This is a genomic window from Neisseria cinerea (assembly GCF_900475315.1).
GTDB classification, from domain to species: Bacteria; Pseudomonadota; Gammaproteobacteria; order Burkholderiales; family Neisseriaceae; genus Neisseria; species Neisseria cinerea.
The window spans coordinates 975,299-998,115 of the sequence record NZ_LS483369.1 but is presented as its reverse complement, the minus strand read 5'-3'; the positions used below and the strand labels follow the sequence as shown (position 1 = coordinate 998,115).

Sequence of the window (22,817 nt, the reverse complement as noted above, 5' to 3'; positions counted from 1 at the left end):
TAGATTGCCGTTTCTTCAAACAAAGGTTGTCTGAAAACTTGAAAATAGAGTTTCAGGCGACCCCAGTATCCCCGTAACACAACCACGTCGTCTGAAAAGGAAGCCAATCATGCTGACCCCGAAAAGCTGCGATTTGTTCAATATCCCGTTTTTCCAGTTTGCCCAGCTCAAGAAATACCAGCCCGAAAGCATTCCGCAAATCAAAGCTGACTACAAGGAAAACTGGCAGATATGGCAGCAGCTGATACAGCAGGTCGCTGCAGACTTGGGCGAACCTTTCGCCCCGCCGCATATCGAACGCTGGTGTAACGGCTGGCAGGTGCGCGCCCATTTTTTCGCCTACTTCAAATACGCACAATACAAAAACTCCGCCGCCATCCTGTCGATACTGCTCAACCGCCGCCGCCTGAGCGTCAGCTTGGACTGGCACTGCTACAAAGCCGATGTGTCGCCGATTGCGCTGCCCGAGTACAATCGCTGGCTAGACAATTTTGATATCGAAAAATACGCCGCATTCGATATGTGGCACGGCGCAGAAAGCGAATACGACGACTACCGCACCGTCGCGCAACAAAGCGAATCCGACCGAAAATTGCAAAACGACGAAGACTTCTTCTGCATTGGCAAACACATTGAACGCGATGATTTGGGCAAGCAGGATGTAGCAAAATGGATAGCCGAAACGGTGGAAGATTTGCTGCCGCTTTACGAAGCCTGTCATGGTGCTTGACCTGAAGAATCCGCTTCGCTATCGTTAGCCCGTTCCATTCAACATCAAATGCCGTCTGAAAATCTGTTCAGACGGCATCTCAAACAGAAAAGCCGAAAAATGACCGAAACCCGATCCCTAGAACTCGCCAAAGAATTGATTTCCCGCCCATCCGTTACCCCCGACGACCGAGATTGCCAAAAACTGCTTGCTGAACGCCTGCACAAAATCGGTTTTGCGGCTGAAGAACTCGATTTCGGCGACACTAAAAACATCTGGTTGCGACGCGGCACGAAAGCTCCCGTCGTCTGTTTTGCCGGGCATACCGACGTTGTACCGACAGGCCCTGTTGAAAAATGGGATTCGCCCCCGTTTGAGCCGACCGAACGCGATGGAAGACTATACGGACGCGGCGCGGCGGACATGAAAACCAGTATCGCCTGCTTCGTTACCGCCTGCGAACGCTTCGTTGCCAAACATCCCGACCATCAAGGCAGCATTGCGCTCCTGATTACTTCCGACGAAGAGGGCGACGCGCTGGACGGCACGACCAAAGTCGTCGATGTGTTGAAAGCGCGCGACGAGCTTATCGACTACTGCATCGTCGGCGAACCGACCGCCGTGGACAAATTGGGCGATATGATTAAAAACGGCCGGCGCGGCTCGCTGTCGGGCAACCTAACCGTAAAAGGCAAACAAGGCCATATTGCCTATCCGCATTTGGCAATCAATCCCGTGCATACTTTTGCACCGGCCTTGTTAGAGTTAACGCAGGAAGTCTGGGACGAAGGCAACGAATACTTCCCGCCGACCAGCTTTCAAATTTCCAATATCAACGGCGGCACAGGCGCGACCAATGTCATTCCGGGCGAGCTGAACGTCAAATTCAATTTCCGCTTCTCCACCGAGTCCACAGAAGCAGGGCTGAAACAACGCGTCCACGCCATTTTGGACAAACACGGTGTGCAATACGATTTGCAGTGGTCGTGTTCGGGGCAGCCCTTTCTGACCCATGCGGGCAAACTGACCGACGTGGCACGCACCGCCATCGCAGAAACCTGCGGCGTAGAGACCGAATTGTCCACCACCGGCGGCACTTCGGACGGACGCTTCATTAAAGCCATTGCGAAAGAACTCATCGAATTAGGTCCGTCCAATGCCACCATCCACCAAATCAACGAAAACGTGCGGCTGGACGATATTCCTAAGCTGTCGGCGGTGTATGAGGGGATATTGGCGCGGTTGTTGGCTGAAAAGGCCGTCTGAAAACGGTAGGGCAGTGGCAGTATTGCTATGTATTGCTACTGTTATTTTGGTTTGACTTCGATACATGGTGAGATAAAAGGTAAAACATGATTACCCTACCTTCTTTGAACGGCTTTTCTTCAAAATGGGATGAAATTCGCGAGCGACTGGAAACCGATTTTCCCACCGACCTCGAAACCCTAATGTATGAATGTTTGACGGAACACGAAGCCAAGCAGTTCGAGCAGGATTTTATCGACCGTATCGGCTGCACGCCCGAAGAATATGTCCGTATCCGCCGAGCCATCCGTCTGTTGGAAGCGCGTTATCTTGACAGCCTGAACGAATTAACTACTGCCGCCATTGCCACGCCTTTGGGCGAGATGCTGGCAGTGTTCGGCAGCAGGGGTTTGTGTTTGCTGGAGTTTGTCGGGCAGAAACATATGGAGCAGGAAATTACTGCCGTCCAAAAAGCTTTGCGCGGGCGGTTTGTGTTTCGGGAAGATGAGCGAACGCAACTTCTGCGGCAGGAATTGGACTTATACTTCAAATGCCGTCTGAAAATCTTTTCCACGCCTTTGGAGCAGATTGGTACCGAGTTTCAAAAGCAGGCATGGGATGCGCTCTTGGCGATTCCTTACGGCGAAACGCGCAGCTACAAGGAGCAGGCGCAGCGTTTGGGCAATCCCAAAGCCGTCCGCGCCGTTGCCGCCGCCAACGGGCAGAACAAAGTGTCCATTCTGATTCCCTGCCACCGCGTCATCGGCAGCGACGGCAAACTGACCGGCTACGCAGGCGGTTTGAACCGTAAACAATCGCTGCTTGCCTTGGAACGGGGCGAAGTTCAGACAGCATTATTTTAAGCGGGGAAATGCAGAACGGTTCACTGGGCTTAAATATGGTGTGATGACGGCTGTGGAAACTCATACAACGACAATCCTTTTAAGGCATCGGTTTAAATATCTTTTTCATTCATATGCTTGTAGTTTTGTTTCCCATTTTTCCGAGATTAAGGATTGACACTTTTTTTGTGGACGCTATAATACGCCCCATTCCCCGATAGCTCAGTCGGTAGAGCGACGGACTGTTAATCCGCAGGTCCCTGGTTCGAGCCCAGGTCGGGGAGCCAAAATTCTAAAGCCTGAACATGATTGTTCAGGCTTTTTTATTGTTTTCCTAGATGTTTTGTAAATTTTTACTCGTCAGGTTGGGGATGTGGGGGGCAGATTGTGAAGTGTTCCTAAAGTATTGGATTTCACTTGGTATGCTTGGTAAAAATGGGGTATGAAGTGGAAACCCCCGTTGTTGCCGTGTGCACAATATATCGTGAACTTCAGTAGGGGTGCCTTTGCTTTAACCGTGAAGATACCGGGTTTGGTGTCTGGGATACGGCGAGATAGGTTTTCCAACGGTTTCGCGGTAAAATTCTGTCTGTCTGATTTCGGTTTCGTTTTATGTCCATAAAAATCCTGATTATTTCTCCCAGTTGGATAGGCGACTGCGTGATGACCCAGCCCTTGTTCCGCCGTTTGAAGGAACTTCACCCCGGTTGCACGATTGATGTGTTCGCGCCGAAGTGGTCGATGGCGGTGTTTGAGCGTATGCCTGAAGTGAATGAGATTCTTGAAAATCCGTTCGGACACGGTGCGTTGGAGTTGAAACGCCGTTGGCGGGTCGGTAGGGATTTGGGACGGCGCGGCTACGATCAGGTTATCGTGCTGCCCGGTTCTTTGAAATCGGCAATCATCGCCCTGGCGACAGGTATCGGTAAAAGGACGGGTTATGTCGGTGAAAGCCGTTATTTTTTGCTGAACGATATACGGAAGCTGGATAAAGGGCGTCTGCCGTTGATGGTGGACAGATATACGGCTCTTGCGCATCAGAGTCAGAAAGATTTTGACGGGTGTTCAGGATTTCCTAAGTTTTCAATTGATGAACGGCAGAGGAAAATTTCTGTCGAAACCTTTGGCTTGGATATTGGAAAGCCTGTTTTGGCTTTTTGTCCGGGTGCGGAATTCGGGCCGGCAAAGCGTTGGCCGGCAAAGCATTTTGCCGAGTTGGGAAAACATTATCTGGCGGCGGGCTGGCAGGTTTGGTTGTTCGGTTCGCAAAAAGATTATGAAATTGCCGATGAAATCAACTGTCTTTCAGACGGCATGTGTGTGAATTTATGCGGTAAGACCGATTTGTCGCAGGCAATGGACTTGTTGTCGTTGGCAGATACGGTTGTGTGTAACGACAGCGGATTGATGCATTTGGCGGCAGCTTTGGGCAGGAAGGTAGTGGCGGTATATGGTTCGTCCAGTCCGACACACACGCCGCCTTTGAGCGATAAGGCAAAAATCGTCAGCCTCCATTTGGAATGCTCCCCGTGTTTTAAGCGGGAATGTCCGCTGGGGCATACAGACTGCCTCAACAAGCTTTATCCCGACAGGATTGTGCAGGCGGTTGAAGAAACGGTATGATGTTTTTGTTTTCTAATTTTGCCCGGCGGCGGCTGATTATTGATAGGGGTGTTTATGGCTATTGCGAATAATAAAAAAGCATTTCACGATTTTTTTATTGAAGACCAGATTGAAGCCGGTTTGGTATTGGAAGGTTGGGAAGTCAAGGCGATCCGTGCTGCACGTGTACAGCTTAAAGAGAGTTATATTTATTGGAAAAAAGACGCGTTTTATTTGGTCGGTTGCCACATTACTGCGTTGCCCACAGCCTCGACACACATCAAGCCTGATGCCACACGCCCGCGCAAGCTCTTGTTGAAACAGTCGGAAATCAACAAATTAATCGGAAAAACCGAACGTGCCGGTTACACTATCGTGCCGCTGAACCTGCATTTTTCACGTGGAAAAATCAAGATGGAAATCGGTTTGGCAAAAGGTAAGAAACAGCACGATAAACGACAAAGTATGAAGGAAGCCGACTGGAAACGTGAAAAACAGCGGTTGATTAAGCATACGCGCTGATTGTGGAAGCAGTGTTTCAGACGGCATGGGTAAGGCTGCCGTCTGATATGGTTTCTGTTTATAGAAATGATGCCGGTAAGGAAGGGGACAGTTTATTACTGTCCCTTTCCTTATTGTGTATGAAAATCAGAAATAACGGTTGTTTTTGTCAGTACAAGATATGGTCGGTCTACCGTTTATGGAAGCAGTTTTCCAGGGTTCATGATGTTATATGGATCAAGGTGTTGTTTGATGCTTTTCATCAGGGCGATTTCGGCAGGGGTGCGTACTTTGTCCAGCCATTGTTTTTTGATGATACCTATGCCGTGTTCTGCGGCAACTGTACCGTTGCAGGCAAGTATGTTGCGATAAACCGTGCCGTTGATGTCATCTTCGTAACGATATGCCTCGTTACTGAGTATATCCGGCAGAAAAGTATTGTAGTGCAGGCTGCCGTCGCCTAAATGTCCGAAGCAGACGATTTGTATGCCTTTGAAATTTTGTTCCAAATCTTTGGCGCACCGGCGGACAAAGTCAGCAACGCACCCGATGGGGATGGCAATATCGTGTTTGATGCTGGTGCCCAGTTTGCGTTGTGAGGCGGAGATGTTTTCACGCAATGCCCACATATGGATACGTTCTTGTTTGCTTTGTGCCAATACGCTGTCGGTAAAGCCCTTTTCATATAGGAATTCGGCAAGTTGCCCGTTAAGGCTGTCGTTTGGCAGTGAATCGGTCAATTCAAGCAGGATGTGCCATTCTGAGTGTGTCGGCAGGGGGAGATTGCTGAATTCGGAGGACAACTCGGCAGCAAAACGGCTGATCAGCTCAAAACTGCATAGGCGTTCGGCAAAGTGTGCTTGGGTTTCGGTCAGCAGGCGGACTGCGGATTCGATGTCGGGTATGCCGACCCATGCGGTTGCTTTGTCTAAGGGGTTAGCAAACAGCTTGAGCGTGGCTGCGGTGATAATGCCCAATGTACCTTCGCTACCGATAAACAAATGGCGTAAATCGTAACCCGTGGTGTTTTTGTGTAGCGGGTGAAGATGGGAAATCAGTTCACCGTTTGGCAGGACAATTTCCAGTCCGATGACCAAATCGCGCATTGTGCCGTAGCGTAATACGTTCAATCCGCCAGCGTTACAGGCGATGTTCCCCCCGATTTGACAGGAGCCTTCGCTAGCAAGACTGAGCGGGAACAGTCGTCCGGCTTCGGCTGCCGCCTTTTGAGCATTCTGCAAAATCACGCCGGCTTCAACCGTCATGCTGTTGTCGGCAAGGTTGATGTCGCGGATGCGGTTGAACTTGGAGAGATTGAGCAGTACGCCTTCGGTAGTTACTGTTGCGCCGCATAATCCGGTATTGCCGCCTTGCGGGGTGACGCGGATGCGGTTTTCAAAACAGAAACGCATGATTTTCTGAACGCTCTCGATAGAGTTCGGCTGTAAAACAATATCCGGCGAAGAAACAAAACGACGGCGTTGGTCGTTTAACAAGGCCGGAGTGGCTTCGATGATTTCAGAGGCGGAAAGAAACTCAGCAAAACGGTCGTGAAGGTGCATGGCAGTCAGGCGGAAAAGTCGGGAAGGGGAGTATGAAGAATGTAAAAAAGCAGGATACGCAATGGTATCCTGCTTTTCTTATATTCAAAAGAATATTATTTAGCAGCTTCAGAAGCAGCGGCTTCAGTAGCAGAAGCAGCGGCTTCAGTAGCAGAAGCAGCAGCTTCAGTAGCAGCAGCAGCGGCTTCAGTAGTAGCAGCAGCGGCTTCAGTAGCAGCAGCTTCGGTAGCTTCAGCAGCAGAAGCAGCAGCTTCAGTAGCAGATGCAGCGGCTTCAGAAGCAGCAGAAGCAGCAGTTTCAGCAGCTTTTTCTCCGCCACAGGCAGCCAGAGCCAAAGACAACAAAGCAGCAGCAAACAGGGATTTTTTCATTTTAGTAACCTTTAAAATCAATTTAAATTATTGAAACAAATTGGTCTTCATTGACCGTACTACAAACTGGATTGGAAATTCATTGCTGAATTTCGCGTAATTATGCACCATGAAATAAGGGATTGCAATGTCGTAAAAATGCTAAGTAAAGATTGAATGAAAAGTTTTTAGGTAGGGAGAGTGATAAATCCTGTAAAACAACTGACTCATTGAAAGCCTGATGGTCAGGAATATTGTATAGATTGATATAATTCAGTATGTTGTATGATTTATTGGGGCATGACAGGGAGGGTGGTGGATGAAAAGAGCGGTATTTATTCCATGTTGCGTAAAAACAACATGATAACAAAATAACAAAACTTTACATTTTAACGGGCGGAGAATAGTCTGTGAATAGGTTAATGGTAATCGATGGGGGAGGGGGTTGTGTTAGAATTCGCCTGTAATCAATCTGCTGTCCATGAAAGGATAAATATGGCTATCGTGAAAAATTCCGTAGTTTCTCTGCATTATGAAATGTATGATGTCAACAATCAGCTTCTGGATAAGACTAAAGAACCGATTGTGTATTTGCATGGCGGTTATGACGGTATTTTCCCTTTGGTGGAAGAGGCGTTGCACGGCAAGGATGTCGGCGATACGGTAGATGTGGTGCTTTCTCCAGATGATGCGTTCGGCGAGCAGGAGCCGGATTTGGTGCGTATCGAAGATGTCGGCGTGTTCCCTGTGGAGGTCGAAGTCGGCATGATGTTTGAAGCTGACGATCCGGAAACCGGCGAAGTTATTATCTACCGTGTAACCGATGTTGCCGACGGCAAGGCGGTAGTGGACGGCAACCATCCTTTGGCCGGTATGAAGATACGCTTTAAGGCAACGGTTGAAAGTGTGCGCGATGCATCTGATGAGGAAATCGCACACGGACATGTCCATGGCCCGCACGGTCATCACCATCATTGATTTGCCGGCAACTTGTCGATATTGGATGCCGTTTGAAAATGGTTTGCTCCGTTTCAGACGGCATTTTTCCGTATGGGGGTTAAATTATGTCGGTTGGGCATTATGAGAATTTTCCTGTCGGCTCATTGATTTTGCCGCGCAGGTTAAGAAAGCCGGTCCATGCTGTATATGCGTTTGCACGGACTGCGGACGATATGGCGGATGAGGGGGATTTTCCGATTGAGGCGAGGTTAGAAAATTTGGACGTATTGCGGCGCGAGTTGGATGTGTTGGCATCCGGCGGACAGACTGCACATCCTTTGATTGCCCGGTTGGATGTCGAGGCTGTTGCACCGTTTGGTTTGGATTTACAGCCGTTTTATGATTTGCTTTCTGCATTTTCTCAGGATGTGGTTAAAACAAGGTATGGAAATTTCGGCGAGCTGGTCGATTATTGCCGGCGTTCTGCCAATCCTGTCGGACGCATCATGTTGGCTTTATACGGAAAAACAGATGCGGTGAGCGTGGCGCAAAGCGACGGCATCTGTACGGCTTTGCAGCTTGTAAATTTTTGGCAGGATGTGGCTGTCGATTGGCGTAAAGGGCGTGTCTATATCCCTCAGGACGATTTGCTGAAATTTGGTGTCGCTGAAGAACAGATTGCTGCAGGCAGGGCGGATGCGGCGTTTCAACGTCTGATGGCCTTCCAATGCCGACGCGCATTCCGTATGCTGAGGGCCGGTTCCCCCTTGGCAAAGGAATTAAAGGGGCGAATCGGTTTGGAACTTCGTATGATTGTGTTGGGTGCGCAGATGATTTTGCAGAAACTGGATGCGTGTCGATATGATGTGTTTGCTCAGCGTCCCCTTTTGGACAAGAAAGATTGGCTGATTATGTTGAAACGTGCGGTATGGCGATAAGGCGGCATATTCGAACTGATATGCCGTCTGAAAAGGTCTGTTCGGTTTCAGACGGCATATTGCAACCGGTTCGATATTCCTAGGAGATTTCGTGAGGGTTGGGTCTGGCATTGTCTTCAGCCCCCAAGCCGACAAGCCTGCGTAACCTGGTCATGTAGGCGTTGACATCTAATCCTGTTCCGTAGCGCTGTGCCGTCCATAATGTTTCTGCCAAGGCCTCCATCATGTCGTGTTCGGCTTTGAGCCAGCCGTTTTTGGCACACAATGTTTTATGGATGGCATGTATCCCGTGCGGTTGGTCTATGCCTGCCTGTTCTTGGATGGAAAGGTGCAGCGACATGTGAAGAAACGGGTTGCTTTCTCCGTTTTCCGGTAGCCAGCAGGTATCCAGATGGTTTTCGATATGTTCGAGGTAACGGTGGTATTCGGGGTGTGCCTCGATAATGCGAAGAGCCTTTTGTTCTAATGCGCTCAGCTGTAACGGGCGGAGGCGGTGTTCCCATACTTTGGCGAAAAATCGGCGGACATCGTGCGTGTTTACATCATACATGGCGTATTATCAGGTAGGGTGTTTATAGGTTTGATCAATGGTGGTTTTACATAAATTAAATTCAGCAGTCAACCGCACCCTATATAATGTCGGAAATTTATCTGTCCGAAACGGGCTTGGTTATGAAAAAACTGATTTACTTTTTTACCTTATTTTTCGTTTTGTGTGGTCAGGCTTTTGCGCTGGACGCGAACGATTTGTTACCGCCGGAAAAGGCATTTGTGCCTCAGGTCAGCGTGGCGGATGATGGTGTAAACGTCCGCTTCAAGATTGCCGACGGATACTATATGTATCAGGCAAAAATTATCGCGCAAACCGATCCCGCGGGTTTGTTGGGTCAGCCTTCGTTTGGCAAGGGTGAGGAAAAAGAAGATGAGTTTTTCGGCAAGCAGACGGTTTTTCATCGAGAGGCTCTGGTTGCCTTCCCATACACCAAACCTGTCGGCAAGCCGTATAAATTGGTCTTGACCTATCAAGGGTGTGCGGAAGCAGGTGTATGCTATCCGCCTGTAGATACGGAACTCGACATTTCCGGCAACGGTGTTTATCAGGCTCAGAGTGATGAACCTGTATCGGCAAAAGACCGGTTCCTGCAAAAAGAACCTTCAGGCAGTGAGCGTTCTACAAGTCCGAAAAATACTCCGGACAGTAGCCGTTTCAAACTGTCTTGGGATACGCTCAACGCCAATCTTTTGGCGTTTTTTCTCGCTGGTGTGGGCCTGAGCTTCACCGCCTGTATGTATCCTTTGCTTCCGATTGTTTCTAGCATCGTGGTTGGGGATAAAAAGGCGAGCAAGGGACGGGCATTGGCATTGACCGTCGTTTATGTTCAGGGGTTGGCGCTGACTTACACATTGGTCGGTATCATTGCCGGACTGACGGGTGCGCTGCTGACAGTTTGGCTCCAGCAGGCCTGGGTGGTCTTGGCGGCATCGGCTTTAATGGTCATATTGGCGTTGTCCATGTTCGGCCTGTTCAACATCCAACTGCCCAATGCTGTACAGTCATATTTTCAGAATCAAAGTAGTAGGCTTTCCGGCGGCAAGATAGTATCCGTTTTCGTAATGGGAATATTGTCCGCACTGATTGTCGGCCCGTGTGTCGCTCCACCGCTGGCATTTGCTTTGGGTTACATCGGTCAGACGGGTGATGCGGTCCTCGGCGGTTTGGCACTTTATGTCTTGGCACTCGGTACCGGCGTACCGCTGATTATTATCGGTACATTCGGCGGACACATCCTCCCTAAAGCCGGCGACTGGATGAATGCCATCAAATACGCTTTCGGCTTTATCCTTTTGGCCGTAGCAGTTTATCTTGCCACACCGCATCTGCCTTATTATCTGGTGGTGGTACTTTACACCCTTTTGATGTTGGTTCCGGCCTTTATGCTTTTGGGTAACGGACGCAAGCAGAAATGCCGTCTGAAAGCAGCGGCGTATGCATTTGGGGGCGTATTGTTGATAGGAGGCGCATGGTTCGGCTGGCAGAGTGCAAATGGGAAAACGACTGCACTTCACCATTTTCTGACGCTCAATCCGCCGTCTGGAGTAGGTAACCCTGCCGAACATGGAAAAATGTTTACCGATGTTGCGGCACTGAAAGTTGCAATGGCGGATGCATTGAAAGAATATCCCGATAAACCGGTTATCTTGGATTTTTATGCGGACTGGTGTATTTCCTGTAAAGAAATGGCGGCATATACGCTCAATCAGCCGGAAGTTCATCAGGCAGTCGATATGGGACGATTCTTCCAAATCGATGTAACTGCCAACACGCCGGATCATCAGGCATTATTGAAAGAATACGGATTGTTCGGACCGCCGGGTGTATTTGTCGTTCACGCGGACGGCAGCCACAGCGAACCGCTGTTGGGGTTTGTCAAAGCAGACAAGTTTATCGAGTGGTATGAACGGAACCGTTAATCCGATTTTTACAATGCCGTCTGAAATTTCAGACGGCATTTTATTTGGCAGGGCAATGCCCGCTATACACATGGAAACCACCTGAAGATGTGAAAATCTTGTGTATAAGCCGGTTTGTCATTTGAAAATAAAGCAGAAAAAATAATTGATGGAAAAATAAGCAGTCAAAAGTAAACACAGGAAGTGTTTGCCGGTGTGTGTACCTTTTGTGAATAAATATTTTAAGAATATGTATTTTATAGAAAATAACGGATTGATTAAAAAATAGTCAGTTGCACGGTTTGAATGGGTGCCGATAAGTGCCGATACCTTGAAGCCATCAAGTGTGTATTGTTTGGGTATTAGGGTAGAAAAAAACTGCCTCTGTTTCCAGAGGCAGTTTGCGTGCGGATTGAATCTTACAAACCGCTCAAGCGAGCAGTATCGTGTGCAATCATCAATTCTTCATTGGTAGGAATCACAACGGCAACGGCCGTGCTGTCGGCTGTCGTAATTACGCCTGCGTTACCGAAGCGTGCCTTCAGGTTGGCCTCGTGCTCGGCTTTCAGACCAAGGAAGCCCAAGTAGCCGAGTACGCGCTCGCGGATGATGTCGGAGTTTTCGCCGATACCGCCGGTGAAGACGAGTACGTCCAGACCGCCGGCTGCCACAGCCATGCTGCCGATGTATTTGGCGAGGCGGTAGATGAAGACGTCCAGGGCGAGTTTCGCGCCGGGATGGCCTTTGCCGGATTCTTCTTCGATGGTACGGCAGTCGTTGGACAGGCCGGACAAACCGAGCAGGCCGGATTTTTTGTTCAGCATCTCGGTTACTTCTTTGACGGACATGTCGGCATTATCGGCTAGGAAACCGAATACGGCAGGATCGATGTCGCCGCTGCGCGTACCCATTACGAGGCCTTCCAGCGGTGTCAGGCCCATGCTGGTGTCGCGTGATTCGCCGTTGGCGACGGCGGTAATGGATGCTCCGTTACCCAGGTGGGCGATGACCATGCGCAGGTCTTTTTTGTCTTTGCCGAGGAAGCGTGCGGTTTCGTCGGCAACGAAGCGGTAGCTGGTACCGTGCGCGCCGTAGCGGCGCAGGCCGTATTTTTCATAGTATTCTTGCGGAATGGCGTATTTATAGGCGTGTTCCGGCATGGTTTGGTGGAAGGCGGTGTCGAAAACGACGACGTTGGGCAGGCCTTTGAAAATGCTTTGTGCGGCACGCAGACCCAAGAGGTGGGCGGGGTTGTGCAGAGGAGCGAGCGGGATGCATTTTTCGATGCCGGCAATGACTTCGTCGTCAACGAGGATGGATTCGCTGTACAGCTCGCCGCCGCTGACGACGCGGTGGCCGATGGCGCCGATGCGGCTGTCGAGGCCGTGGGCTTTGAGTTCTTCCATCAGGGCTTCGACTGCGCCGGTGTGGTCGGGCTTGGCAGACAGGTCGACTTTGTGTTTTTCGCCGTTTACTTTGAATGTGATGTACGCGTCGGGCAGGTTGAGTTTTTCGGCAAGGCAGCTGAGCAGGACTTCGCCGCTATTGTTATCTAAGACTGCACCTTTGAGGGACGAGCTGCCGCAGTTCAAAACCAAGATTAATTTTTGGGACATTTTCTAGCTCCGGAAAGTTTCAGACGGCATTGGAGTCGGACCCGGATACTAACCAAGTCCCGTGCCGAATCCGTTTTGCTTTCCTTGACGGGAAAGTAGTGGGGCCGGCTGAAACGGTTGATGAATAAAAACGCGCTATTTTATCAAAAAACAGTTGCGGCTGCTTGGCTTAATCGGGAGTTTGCGTGAAAATGGCGGAAGTCGGGTATTTTGACGGGGAAGGGAAAATATGCGGTATGTCGGTATTTTTCAAGGTTGCGGAGAGGATTCTTTGCGTTTTTCCCGTTCAAGCTGGTACATTCGCCCTGTTTTTAGTTGATGCCGTCTGAAAAAAGGCGGGTGGGGAATTTATGCATTATTTCAGTATTCATGACCAATCTGGACAGCATATAGGCTTCTTTGTCTTGCTTGCCGATGATGAGTCGGAGGCACGGCCGCAGAGCGGACGTTTTGCCGTTAAATTGGAAGATGGGGCGGGCAACCATGTCCTGTCGCCTTTCGGTCAGACGGAAGTTCCCCAGTATTGGCGTGTCGTCAAAGACCATATTGAGCTGTTTTTTGACGAAGCGGCCGTAGGGACTTTGTGCAATGAGTATTTGAACGTGTCGGGGCAGACTTTTATTCTGACCGACCTGACCGGAGCGGTGTGATGGAAAGTATGTTTATACTGGTGCCTATCAGCATTATTTTGGCATTTGTTATCGGCTGGTTTTTTTGGTGGTCGGGTAAGAACGGGCAGTTTGACGACTTGGAAGGGCCGGCGCACCGCATTTTGATGGATGATGATTCGACAAGTAAACTGGCTGAAAGAAAAGAGGAAAAAGATGAGTGCTAAGGGAGGGGGGCAGCCTTTGTTCCGCAGCCGCCGTTTTGCCCCGCTTTTCGGCACGCAGTTTCTCGGCGCGTTCAACGACAATGTGTTCAAAACCGCGCTGTTCGTGATGATCAGCTTTTACGGTTTGGGAAAAAACGGCTTCCTGCCCGCCGGACAGATGTTGAATTTGGGTGCATTGCTGTTCATCCTGCCGTATTTCCTGTTTTCTGCACTGTCGGGACAGTTGAGCAATAAATTCGACAAGGCTGTTTTGGCACGTTGGATTAAGGTGCTGGAAATGATCATTATGGCAGTGGCGGCATACGGGTTTTATATCCGGTCTGCCCCGCTGCTTTTGGCCTGTCTGTTTTGCATGGGCGCGCAATCGACGCTGTTCGGCCCGCTGAAATACGCCATCCTGCCGGATTACCTCAACGATAAAGAGCTGATTATGGGAAACAGCCTGATTGAATCCGGTACGTTTATCGCCATCCTGTTCGGTCAGATACTGGGGACTGCGGTGGCAGGTGCGCCGCCTTATATTGTCGGGATACTGGTTTTGCTGGTCGCCGTCGGAGGGACGGTCAGCAGCCTGCTTATGCCGTCCGTACCCGCCAAAGCAGCAGATACGGAAATCGAGTGGAATATTGTCCGGGGGACAAAATTCCTGCTTCGTGAAACGGTGCGGTACAAACCCGTCTTTACCGCTATTATCGGTATTTCGTGGTTTTGGTTTGTCGGTGCGGTCTATACTACGCAACTGCCGACCTTTACCCAAATCCATTTGGGCGGCAACGACAATGTTTTTAACCTGATGCTTGCTTTGTTTTCCATCGGTATTGCCGCCGGTTCGGTACTGTGTGCCAAGTTCAGCAGGGAACGCCTGATGTTGGGTTGGGTAACGGTTGGTGCGTTCGGTTTGACGGTTTGCGGCCTGGTTTTGGTGTGGCTGACGCACGGTCATCGTTTTGAAGGGCTGAACGGCATTTTCTGGTTCCTGTCGCAAGGATGGGCATACCCCGTCATGCTGGTGATGATGCTGATCGGCTTTTTCGGCGGCTTCTTCTCCGTCCCGCTCTATACTTGGCTGCAAACCGCCAGCAGTGAAACTTTCCGTGCCCATGCTGTTGCCGCCAACAATATCATTAACGGTATCTTTATGGTTTCCGCCGCCGTTTTGAGTGCGGTACTGCTGTTTTTGTTTGACAGCATTTCCTTGTTGTATCTGATTGTCGCTTTGGGCAATATTCCGTTGTCGGTATTTTTGGTAAAACGTGAAAGGCAGTTTTTAGGCGTAGTGGCGGCAATCAGGAAAAAATCTTGAATGCCGTCTGAAAAGTTTGTCCCCGCAATACACAATACGCCTGCCCAATGTTGTGAACACACTGTGAATAAGTGGGTTTGTGCATTGAAATAAAAACAAAAAAATGCTCTGCCTAAAAAATAGTCAGCCAATGTAAAACCGAAGAAAGAAAACAGACATGATTAAACGACAGATTATCCTCGATACCGAAACCACCGGTCTGTATGCAGACGGCGGCGACCGCTTGGTCGAGTTTGCCGGTTTGGAAATGGTCAACCGTCAGATGACCGACAAAAACCTGCACCTCTATGTCCATCCCGAGCGCGATATGCCTGAAGAGGCGGCGAGGGTGCACGGTCTGACGATAGAGGTTTTGGAAGGGAAAAAAGCACCGCCTTTTGCCCAGGTTGGCAGGCAGATTGCCGATTTCCTGCGCGGTGCGGAGTTGATTATCCACAATGCGAAATTCGACGTGGGCTTCCTTAATATGGAGTTTCGCCGGATGGGTCTGCCGACTGTCGAGGAACTCGGCTGTACCGTTACTGATACTTTGTCAATGGCGCGCGAGATGTTTCCGGGGCAGAAGGCCAGTCTGGATGCTTTGTGCAACCGTTTTTCCGTCGACCGCAGCAAGCGCGTCCTGCACGGCGCACTGATTGACTGCGAGCTTTTGGGCGAGGTCTATCTTGCCATGACACGCCAGCAGTTCGACTTGATGGGGGAGGCAGAGGAGGAAGGGCCGGCAGCCAAACCTGTTGCATCTGCTGAAATGAAACTCGGTGCCAAACTGAAAGTGATTAAGGCGGATGAAGCCGAACTGGCTGCACATGAAGAATATCTCGACGGCTTGGGAGAATCCTGTATTTGGCGTAAGGAAGCCGTGCCGTCTGAAAACGGCGGGGAAAACGCATGAAGCGCAAAAATATCGCGCTGATTCCCGCTGCGGGCGTCGGTTTGCGTTTTGGTGCCGGCAAGCCTAAGCAATATGTCGAAATCGGTGGAAAAACGGTTCTGGAGCATACGGTTTGCATTTTTCAAAATCATCCGTCCATCGATATGACGGTTGTCGTCGTATCGCAGGAAGATGTTCTTGCCGATGGTTTTCAGACGGCATTTGCCGGTGTGCAAGTCTGGAAAATCGGAGGGCGGACACGTGCCGAAACCGTCCGAAACGGTGTGGCAAAACTGTTGGAAACCGGCTTGGCATCGGCGGATGACAATATTTTGGTGCATGATGCCGCGCGTTGCTGCCTGCCGTCTGAAGCATTGACGCGCCTGATCGTGCAGGCGGGCAATGTGGAACAGGGCGGAATTTTGGCGGTTCCCGTTGCAGATACGCTCAAGCGTGCGGACGGTGGGAATATTAGTGCAACCGTCGAGCGGACGGGCCTTTGGCAGGCGCAAACGCCCCAGCTTTTCCGTGCCGGGCTGCTGTACCTCGCATTGACTGCGGAAAACTCGGATGGCGTTACCGATGAAGCATCTGCCGTAGAAAAATTGGGCATCCGGCCTTTGCTGGTGCAGGGCGATGTATGCAACTTAAAGCTGACGCAGCCTCAGGACGAGCGGCTGGTCAGACTGCTGCTCAATACCGTCTGAAATTTAATCAAATCATCAGGAACAAAAATTATGACGAATATCCGTATCGGGCAGGGTTATGATGTCCATCAGTTGACAGAGGGCAGGGATTTGATACTCGGAGGCGTGAAGATTCCGTTTGAGAAAGGGTTGCTCGGACATTCCGATGCCGATGCGCTGTTGCACGCCGTTACCGACGCGCTGCTCGGTGCGGCAGGTTTAGGCGATATCGGCAGCCATTTCCCCGATACCGCCTCAGAGTTTAAAGATGCGGACAGCCGCGCCCTGCTGCGCGAGGCCTATCGGAGCGTTGAAGTTAAGGGGTGGCGTGTCGTCAATGTCGATACGACCGTGATTGCACAGAAACCCAAACTCGCGCCGCACATCCCTCAAATGCGGGCAAACATCGCCGCCGATTTGGGCATAGATGTTTCATGTGTCAACATTAAAGGGAAAACCAACGAAAAACTCGGTTATCTCGGGCGCATGGAAGGCATAGAGGCGCAGGCGGCGGTATTGCTGGCGCATATTTGAATACGATGATAACAATCGGGCATAACATGCAAAAAAATGTTAAGATTCCGGTTGTTTGTTGATACGGTTTCCCAAAGGACAAAAATATGGCAACACAAGACGAACTCAAGCGCATTGCAGCGGAAAAGGCAGTCGAATTCGTACCCGAAAACGAATATATCGGCATCGGTACCGGTTCGACCATCAATTTCTTCATCGAAGCCTTGGGTAAGAGCGGCAAAAAAATCAAAGGCGCGGTATCTACTTCCAAAAAATCCAGCGAACTGCTTGCCCGGTACGACATTCCTGTCGTTTCTTTGAACGAAGTGTCCGGTTTGGCGGTCTATATCGACGGTGCGGACGAAGTCAACCATGCCCTGCAAATGATTAAAGGGGGCGGCGGTGCGCACCTCAACGAGAAAATTGTCGCCAGCGCATCAGAAAAATTCGTCTGCATTGCGGATGAAAGCAAATATGTTTCACGTTTGGGCAAATTCCCTCTGCCTGTGGAAGTCGTCGAAAGCGCGCGTTCGCTCGTGTCACGCCGCCTGCTTGCCATGGGCGGGCAGCCCGAACTACGTATCGGCTATACCACTTTCTACGGTAACCAAATTGTCGATGTCCACGGTTTGAATATCGATCAGCCGCTGACGATGGAAGATGAAATCAACAAAATCACCGGCGTACTCGAAAACGGAATATTCGCCCGCGATGCCGCCGACGTGTTGATTTTGGGGACGGCAGCAGGTGCGAAAGTCATTTATCCCTGCCAAGGGTAAATTTCAGACAAAAATGCCGTCTGAAAGGCTTTGCCCGGTTCAGACAGCATCACTGTACGAATGACATGCAGATTAGAAAAATCATGAAATGGCTTCCCGTCGTCTTGTCTCTTTTAGGTGCTTTGGGTTATACGGGGTACGACAGCGAACCGGTGCGAACCGCCATCGCCGTACTCAACGAAGCGGGTGTGCAGGAAGGTGCGGATTGGAGCGGAACGCCGGAGCACCGTCAGACATCGGCAAAATCCGGGCGCAGCTACAAAGGTACGGTGTCTAAAGTCTATGACGGCGACACCCTGCACGTTATCGATGTTAACGGCGCAAAGCACAAAATCCGTATGGCGTATATCGATGCGCCGGAGATGAAACAGGCTTACGGTACACGTTCGCGCGATAATCTGAGGACGGCGGCGGAGGGCAGGAAAGTCAGCGTACGCGTGTTTGAAACCGACCGCTATCAGCGCGAAGTGGCGCAGGTATCCGCCGGCAAAACCGATTTGAACCTGATGCAGGTTGAGGACGGTGCGGCATGGCATTACGAAAGCTATGCCAGGAAACAGCAGGATAAGGCAGATTTTGCCGATTATGCGGATGCACAGAATCGGGCAAAAAAAGACCGTAAAGGTTTATGGAAAGACAAAAAGCCGCAGGCCCCGTGGGCATACCGTAAAGCAGAGAGAAACGGCGGAAGCAACAGGGACTGGGCAGATACCGTGGGCGAATGGTTGGGAATCCGGTAAGGATGCCGTCTGAAAACTTTCGGAGGATATCCGCGGCGCAAGCGCAAAGTTGCCGTTTGCCTCGATAAAAAAGTCCAAAAAGCGGTTTTTACGGTAGAATGGCAGATTATTTTGAAACGGCGGCAGTTTCGCCGGTTTTTGATACGGACACTATATGGATTTTCGTTTTGATATTATTTACGAATACCGCTGGATGTTCCTTTATGGCGCACTGACGACACTGGGGCTGACGGTCGTGGCGACCTCGGGCGGTTCGGTATTGGGGTTGCTTTTGGCGTTGGCGCGCCTGATTCACTTGGAAAAAGCCGGTGCGCCGATGCGTGCTCTGGCATGGGTGCTGCGTAAGTTTTCCCTGTTGTACGTTACCTTGTTCCGCGGTACGCCGCTGTTTGTTCAAATTGTGATCTGGGCGTATGTGTGGTTTCCGTTTTTCGTCCACCCTTCAGACGGCATTTTGGTCAATGGGGAAGCGGCAATCGAGCTGCGTCGGGGATATGGTCCTTTGATTGCCGGTTCGTTGGCTCTGGTTGCCAACTCTGGAGCATATATTTGTGAAATTTTCCGTGCCGGCATCCAGTCTATCGACAAAGGGCAGATGGAGGCTGCGCGTTCTTTGGGTATGACCTATCCGCAAGCCATGCGCTATGTGATTCTGCCGCAGGCATTGCGCCGTATGCTGCCGCCTTTGGCAAGCGAATTTATCACATTGCTGAAAGACAGTTCCCTGTTGTCGGTGATTGCTGTGGCGGAGTTGGCCTATGTTCAGAATACGATTACGGGCCGATACTCGGTTTATGAAGAACCGCTTTATACCGTCGCCCTGATTTATCTTCTGATGACGACTTTCTTAGGCTGGATATTCCTGCGTTTGGAAAACCGTTACAATCCGCAACACCGTTGATAGAGGTGATACGCAAAGAGGCTGCTTCGGCAGCCTTTTTTGATGCCGTTTGACGGATTTGGGGATGGTATTTGCTTGCGGCGGCGTACCTCTGTGGAGAATGTAGGTTGTGTAATCGACCGGATATATCGATCATATGTGGCATTAGTCCCTGTTTTTATGTTTAGGCTTGCTATTTACCCAAAGTTTTGGGGCGGCCTCTAATCTGAATTTCTACAAGAAATCAAATAGACAGATGTGTCGTTGCAATTGGCAGACTGAACGGGATATGTAGAAAAGCCGTCTGAAATGGTGTTCAGACGGCTTTCACTTTGACTGTGGAGATGAGTCTTACATGACATCCAACACATCAATGCCTAACAATTCCAGGCCTTGTTTCAGCGTATCGCCGGTGAGTTTCGCCAGTTGCAGACGGCTGTTGCGGGTTGCGCCTTCGGCTTTGAGTATCGGGCAGGCTTCGTAGAAGCGGCTGAACAAGGTAGCGATTTGATAGAGGTAGGCAGCGAGATAGTGCGGATACGCCGTGTCCGCCACACTTTGCAGCACGTCTTCGAATTTCAGCAGCTCGGCGGCAAGCTGTTTTTCCAGCGGTTCGGTCAAAACGGTTGGCGCAGTTGCGTCCCATTCGCCGGCTTTGCGGAACACGCTTTGCACGCGGGTGTAGGCGTATTGCAGGTAAGGGGCGGTGTTGCCTTCAAACGAGAGCATGGCGTCCCAGTCGAACACATAATCGCTGGTACGGTTTTTGCTCAAATCGGCGTATTTGACCGCGCCGATGCCGACGGTTTTGCCGATTTTGGCGGCTTCGTCCGCGCCCAATTCGGGATTTTTCTCTTTCACCAAAGCGGTGGCGCGTTCGACGGCTTCGGTCAGCAGATCAACCAGTTTCACGGTGTCGCCGCTGCGCGTTTTGAACGGTTTGCCGTCTTTGCCCATCATGGTGCCGAAGCCGATAAACTCGGCTTTTACCTCTTCCGGCAGATAGCCTGCTTTGCGTGAAGTGGTGAAAAGTTGTTCGAAGTGCAGGGCTTGGCGGTGGTCGACGACGTACAGCAGGCGGTCGGCTTTCAGACGGCCTATGCGGTAGCGCAGACACGCCAAATCGGTGGAGGCGTAGAGGAACCCGCCGCCTTGTTTTTGCACGATAAATGCGGCGGGTTCGCCTTCTTTGTTTTTGAATTCCTCCAAGAACACGACTTTCGCGCCGTCGTCTTCGACCGCTAGACCTTTTTGAACCAAATCATCGACCACGGTTTGCAAATCGTCGTTGTATTTCGATTCGCCCGCCACGTCTTCAGGGCGCAGTTTCAAGCCCAGCGTGTCGTAAACGGCTTGGGCGTGCGAGAGCGAAATATCGACAAACTGTTTCCACAATGCCAATACGGTTTCATCGCCGCCTTGCAGCTTCACAACGTATTCGCGCGCGGTGTCGGCAAAGGCGGGGTCTTCGTCAAAGCGCACTTTGGCGGCGCGGTAAAATTGCTCCAAATCCGCCAGCTCGAACGCGGCATTGCCTTTTTGCTGCTCGACCAAATAAGCGACCAACATGCCGAACTGCGTACCCCAGTCGCCGACGTGGTTTTGGCGGACGACGGTGTTGCCCATAAATTCCAACACGCGCGAAATGCTGTCGCCGATGATGCTGGAACGCAGGTGGCCGACGTGCATTTCCTTCGCCAGATTGGGTGAGGAATAGTCGATGACGACGGTTTGCGGTTTGTCGGTTTTCGCTATGCCGAAACGCGCGTCGTTTAAGGCAGCATGAATGTTCTGAGCGAGGAAGTCAGGACGCAGGCGCAGGTTGATGAAGCCCGGGCCGGCTACTTCCGCGCTTTCAATCACGGCGTTGTCCGCCAATGCTTCGGCCACTTTTTGCGCCAATTCGCGCGGATTTTGTTTGGCTTTTTTCGCCGCACCCATCACGCCGTTGATTTGGAAATCGCCGTGTTCGGCGTTTTTGGTCGGCTGCAAAACAATAGGGCTGTCGGCGATGCCTGCGGCGGCAAAGGCGGCGGCGGCTTCGTGTTCGACGGTTTGGTGTAGGTTCATGAAGTTCGGTCTTTCGGTTAAATTCAAATCAGGCGGTATTTTAAAAGAATTTGTACGGCAGCAATAGGAATTGTGGGATTGTTGCCGGGGACTAGGATGTTTGTACGGCGGGAACACCGAATACCTGCCTCAGGTAGGCAAGGAAGGTATTGTTGTTGGTCATGGTTTTTCCGGGGGAATCGGAGAGCTTGGCGACGGACTGACCGTTGCATTCGACCAGTTTCAACACGATATTCAAAGGCGTATGTCCCATATCGTTGGTCAGGTTGGTGCCTATGCCGAAACTGGTTTTGAAGCGGTCTTTGAAATATTGGTGCAAAGCCCAAGATCGGTCGATATCCAGTCCGTCGGAGAAGGTCAGCATTTTAGTCCGGCTGTCGATTTTGAGTTTTTTATAGTGCGTGTAGGCTTTGTCCCCCCATTCGTAGGGGTCTCCGCTATCATGCCGCAAACCGTCGAAGAGCTTGGCGAAATAAAGGTCGAAATCGCGCAGGAAGGCATCCATGCCGACCACGTCGGTCAATGCGATACCGAGGTCGCCGCGGTATTCGTGTACCCAGCTTTCGAGCGCGGCTTTTTGGAAATTCCGCAATTGTACGTCGAGGGCCTGGAATGCCTGCAGGAACTCGTGCGCCATGGTGCCGATGGGGGTAATGCCGAGTTTTTTGGCGAGATAAACGTTGCTGGTCCCGCGTACGATGCCGGGGGCGGCTTCAAGCAGGGTGCGTATGACGTGTTCCTGCCATGGGAGGTTGTAGCGGCGGCGTGTGCCGAAGTCGGAAATCAGGAAGGGCGGATCGTCCGGATTCTGTGTGGCGGCTATTTCTTTCAGACGCGCGGCTTTGGCTTGAAGCCGGCGTTCGCCTTCTTCTATGACTGCAGGGGTTTCCAGGCGGCGGAAGTAAAGTTCATTGACGATGGCAAGGATGAAGATTTCAAAGAACATCGCTTGAATCATGGGGCCTTCGATACGGATGTTCAGACGGCCTTCGGCATCGGTGCCGACTTCGACAAAGCGGCGCTGGAGCTGGAAGAGTTCGAGATAGTCGACGAAATCGCTTTTAATGAAACGCAGGCTGCGGAGGTAGCCGAGTTCGTCATGGGTGAAGCGCAGTTGGCAGAGTGAGTCAAGTTCCTTTTCCAAGTCTTCCTTGATATCGGCAAGCGGATAGGGAGTTGAGGCATTGCGGCATCGGAATTCGTAAAGGCTGTGTGTCTGCGGAAACTGGTGCAGAACTACTTGCAGCATAGTGAATTTGTAGAGGTCGGTGTCAAGAAGTGAATGTATGATGCCTGTCATGCGGCGGTTCTCCCGGTTTTTGGTGGCGGCTTAGGACGTATTAGAACACATCACATTTGCCCTGTGTACCGAAAATGCCGTCTGA

At 50.9% G+C, this 22,817-nt stretch carries 23 protein-coding genes and 1 tRNA gene; 18 read left to right on the top strand and 6 right to left on the bottom strand.

The window, feature by feature from the left end:
* The first annotated feature begins 109 nt into the window (after window positions 1-109).
* From DQM57_RS05280 to smpB, 6 genes are all read left to right on the top strand, one after another.
* Complete coding sequence (locus DQM57_RS05280) at window positions 110-730, top strand: HI_0552 family protein (protein ID WP_003674827.1); 621 nt, start codon at window positions 110-112, stop codon at window positions 728-730.
* Between the two features lie 99 nt (window positions 731-829).
* Window positions 830-1,975, top strand: a complete 1,146-nt coding sequence (gene dapE / locus DQM57_RS05275; RefSeq protein ID WP_167395541.1) for a succinyl-diaminopimelate desuccinylase — start codon at window positions 830-832, stop codon at window positions 1,973-1,975.
* 86 nt (window positions 1,976-2,061) lie between these two features.
* The gene (locus DQM57_RS05270) at window positions 2,062-2,817 is read left to right on the top strand and encodes a methylated-DNA--[protein]-cysteine S-methyltransferase (RefSeq protein WP_111727193.1); all 756 of its coding nucleotides are present in this window, start codon (window positions 2,062-2,064) and stop codon (window positions 2,815-2,817) included.
* Between the two features lie 190 nt (window positions 2,818-3,007).
* Window positions 3,008-3,083 (top strand) — tRNA-Asn (locus DQM57_RS05265).
* Between the two features lie 325 nt (window positions 3,084-3,408).
* Entirely contained in the window at window positions 3,409-4,419 is a 1,011-nt protein-coding gene (gene waaF / locus DQM57_RS05255) for a lipopolysaccharide heptosyltransferase II (RefSeq protein WP_107859750.1), read from the top strand.
* 54 nt (window positions 4,420-4,473) lie between these two features.
* Complete coding sequence (gene smpB, locus DQM57_RS05250; protein ID WP_003674814.1) at window positions 4,474-4,920, top strand: SsrA-binding protein SmpB; 447 nt, start codon at window positions 4,474-4,476, stop codon at window positions 4,918-4,920.
* Between the two features lie 176 nt (window positions 4,921-5,096).
* Here smpB and DQM57_RS05245 read toward each other — a convergent pair whose 3' ends face one another.
* Complete coding sequence (locus DQM57_RS05245; protein ID WP_107859751.1) at window positions 5,097-6,461, bottom strand: FAD-binding oxidoreductase; 1,365 nt, start codon at window positions 6,459-6,461, stop codon at window positions 5,097-5,099.
* A gap of 95 nt (window positions 6,462-6,556) precedes the next feature.
* Entirely contained in the window at window positions 6,557-6,832 is a 276-nt protein-coding gene (locus DQM57_RS05240; protein WP_107859752.1) for a hypothetical protein, read from the bottom strand.
* 474 nt (window positions 6,833-7,306) lie between these two features.
* Here DQM57_RS05240 and DQM57_RS05230 point away from each other — a divergent pair, with 474 nt between their 5' ends.
* Together DQM57_RS05230 and hpnC are read left to right on the top strand one after the other, a co-directional pair.
* Complete coding sequence (locus DQM57_RS05230) at window positions 7,307-7,789, top strand: FKBP-type peptidyl-prolyl cis-trans isomerase (protein WP_111727192.1); 483 nt, start codon at window positions 7,307-7,309, stop codon at window positions 7,787-7,789.
* Window positions 7,790-7,875: 86 nt separating this feature from the next.
* Window positions 7,876-8,688: a squalene synthase HpnC gene (gene hpnC, locus DQM57_RS05225; protein WP_108043826.1), complete on the top strand. Its 813-nt coding sequence runs from the start codon at window positions 7,876-7,878 to the stop codon at window positions 8,686-8,688.
* A gap of 79 nt (window positions 8,689-8,767) precedes the next feature.
* Here hpnC and DQM57_RS05220 read toward each other — a convergent pair whose 3' ends face one another.
* A complete protein-coding gene (locus tag DQM57_RS05220; RefSeq protein WP_107960802.1) occupies window positions 8,768-9,238 on the bottom strand; it encodes a DUF1841 family protein in 471 nt (156 codons plus the stop codon).
* Between the two features lie 86 nt (window positions 9,239-9,324).
* On the opposite strand from DQM57_RS05220, the gene dsbD reads away from it, so the two are divergent.
* Entirely contained in the window at window positions 9,325-11,160 is a 1,836-nt protein-coding gene (gene dsbD / locus DQM57_RS05215) for a protein-disulfide reductase DsbD (RefSeq protein ID WP_197711712.1), read from the top strand.
* Window positions 11,161-11,558: 398 nt separating this feature from the next.
* Here the strand turns inward: dsbD and DQM57_RS05205 are convergent, their stop codons facing one another.
* A complete protein-coding gene (locus tag DQM57_RS05205) occupies window positions 11,559-12,755 on the bottom strand; it encodes an acetate kinase (RefSeq protein WP_111727191.1) in 1,197 nt (398 codons plus the stop codon).
* Between the two features lie 350 nt (window positions 12,756-13,105).
* On the opposite strand from DQM57_RS05205, the gene DQM57_RS05200 reads away from it, so the two are divergent.
* The 9 genes from DQM57_RS05200 (at window position 13,106) to DQM57_RS05160 (ending at window position 19,383) form a co-directional block, all read left to right on the top strand.
* Entirely contained in the window at window positions 13,106-13,405 is a 300-nt protein-coding gene (locus DQM57_RS05200) for an HLGFF motif protein (RefSeq protein ID WP_111727190.1), read from the top strand.
* Complete coding sequence (ccoS, locus tag DQM57_RS05195) at window positions 13,405-13,590, top strand: cbb3-type cytochrome oxidase assembly protein CcoS (protein WP_003674787.1); 186 nt, start codon at window positions 13,405-13,407, stop codon at window positions 13,588-13,590. The genes DQM57_RS05200 and ccoS overlap by 1 nt, the downstream gene beginning before the upstream one ends.
* Entirely contained in the window at window positions 13,580-14,893 is a 1,314-nt protein-coding gene (locus DQM57_RS05190) for an MFS transporter (RefSeq protein WP_111727189.1), read from the top strand. Before ccoS ends, DQM57_RS05190 begins: the two co-directional genes overlap by 11 nt.
* A gap of 157 nt (window positions 14,894-15,050) precedes the next feature.
* Window positions 15,051-15,785, top strand: coding sequence for a DNA polymerase III subunit epsilon (gene dnaQ / locus DQM57_RS05185; RefSeq protein WP_111727188.1), 735 nt, complete (start codon window positions 15,051-15,053; stop codon window positions 15,783-15,785).
* Window positions 15,782-16,471, top strand: coding sequence for a 2-C-methyl-D-erythritol 4-phosphate cytidylyltransferase (ispD, locus tag DQM57_RS05180; RefSeq protein ID WP_111727187.1), 690 nt, complete (start codon window positions 15,782-15,784; stop codon window positions 16,469-16,471). Before dnaQ ends, ispD begins: the two co-directional genes overlap by 4 nt.
* 30 nt (window positions 16,472-16,501) lie before the next feature.
* Window positions 16,502-16,984: a 2-C-methyl-D-erythritol 2,4-cyclodiphosphate synthase gene (ispF, locus tag DQM57_RS05175; protein ID WP_108043830.1), complete on the top strand. Its 483-nt coding sequence runs from the start codon at window positions 16,502-16,504 to the stop codon at window positions 16,982-16,984.
* A gap of 86 nt (window positions 16,985-17,070) precedes the next feature.
* Window positions 17,071-17,742, top strand: a complete 672-nt coding sequence (gene rpiA, locus DQM57_RS05170; protein ID WP_107960810.1) for a ribose-5-phosphate isomerase RpiA — start codon at window positions 17,071-17,073, stop codon at window positions 17,740-17,742.
* Window positions 17,743-17,807: 65 nt separating this feature from the next.
* Window positions 17,808-18,482: a thermonuclease family protein gene (locus DQM57_RS05165; protein WP_107859762.1), complete on the top strand. Its 675-nt coding sequence runs from the start codon at window positions 17,808-17,810 to the stop codon at window positions 18,480-18,482.
* Between the two features lie 154 nt (window positions 18,483-18,636).
* On the top strand, window positions 18,637-19,383 hold the full coding sequence (locus DQM57_RS05160) for an amino acid ABC transporter permease (RefSeq protein WP_107960811.1): 747 nt from the start codon (window positions 18,637-18,639) through the stop codon (window positions 19,381-19,383).
* Window positions 19,384-19,713: 330 nt separating this feature from the next.
* Here the strand turns inward: DQM57_RS05160 and argS are convergent, their stop codons facing one another.
* Both argS and pncB read right to left on the bottom strand, forming a co-directional pair.
* On the bottom strand, window positions 19,714-21,432 hold the full coding sequence (gene argS / locus DQM57_RS05155) for an arginine--tRNA ligase (RefSeq protein ID WP_111727186.1): 1,719 nt from the start codon (window positions 21,430-21,432) through the stop codon (window positions 19,714-19,716).
* 91 nt (window positions 21,433-21,523) lie between these two features.
* Entirely contained in the window at window positions 21,524-22,732 is a 1,209-nt protein-coding gene (gene pncB, locus DQM57_RS05150; RefSeq protein WP_107996607.1) for a nicotinate phosphoribosyltransferase, read from the bottom strand.
* Window positions 22,733-22,817 lie beyond the last annotated feature (85 nt).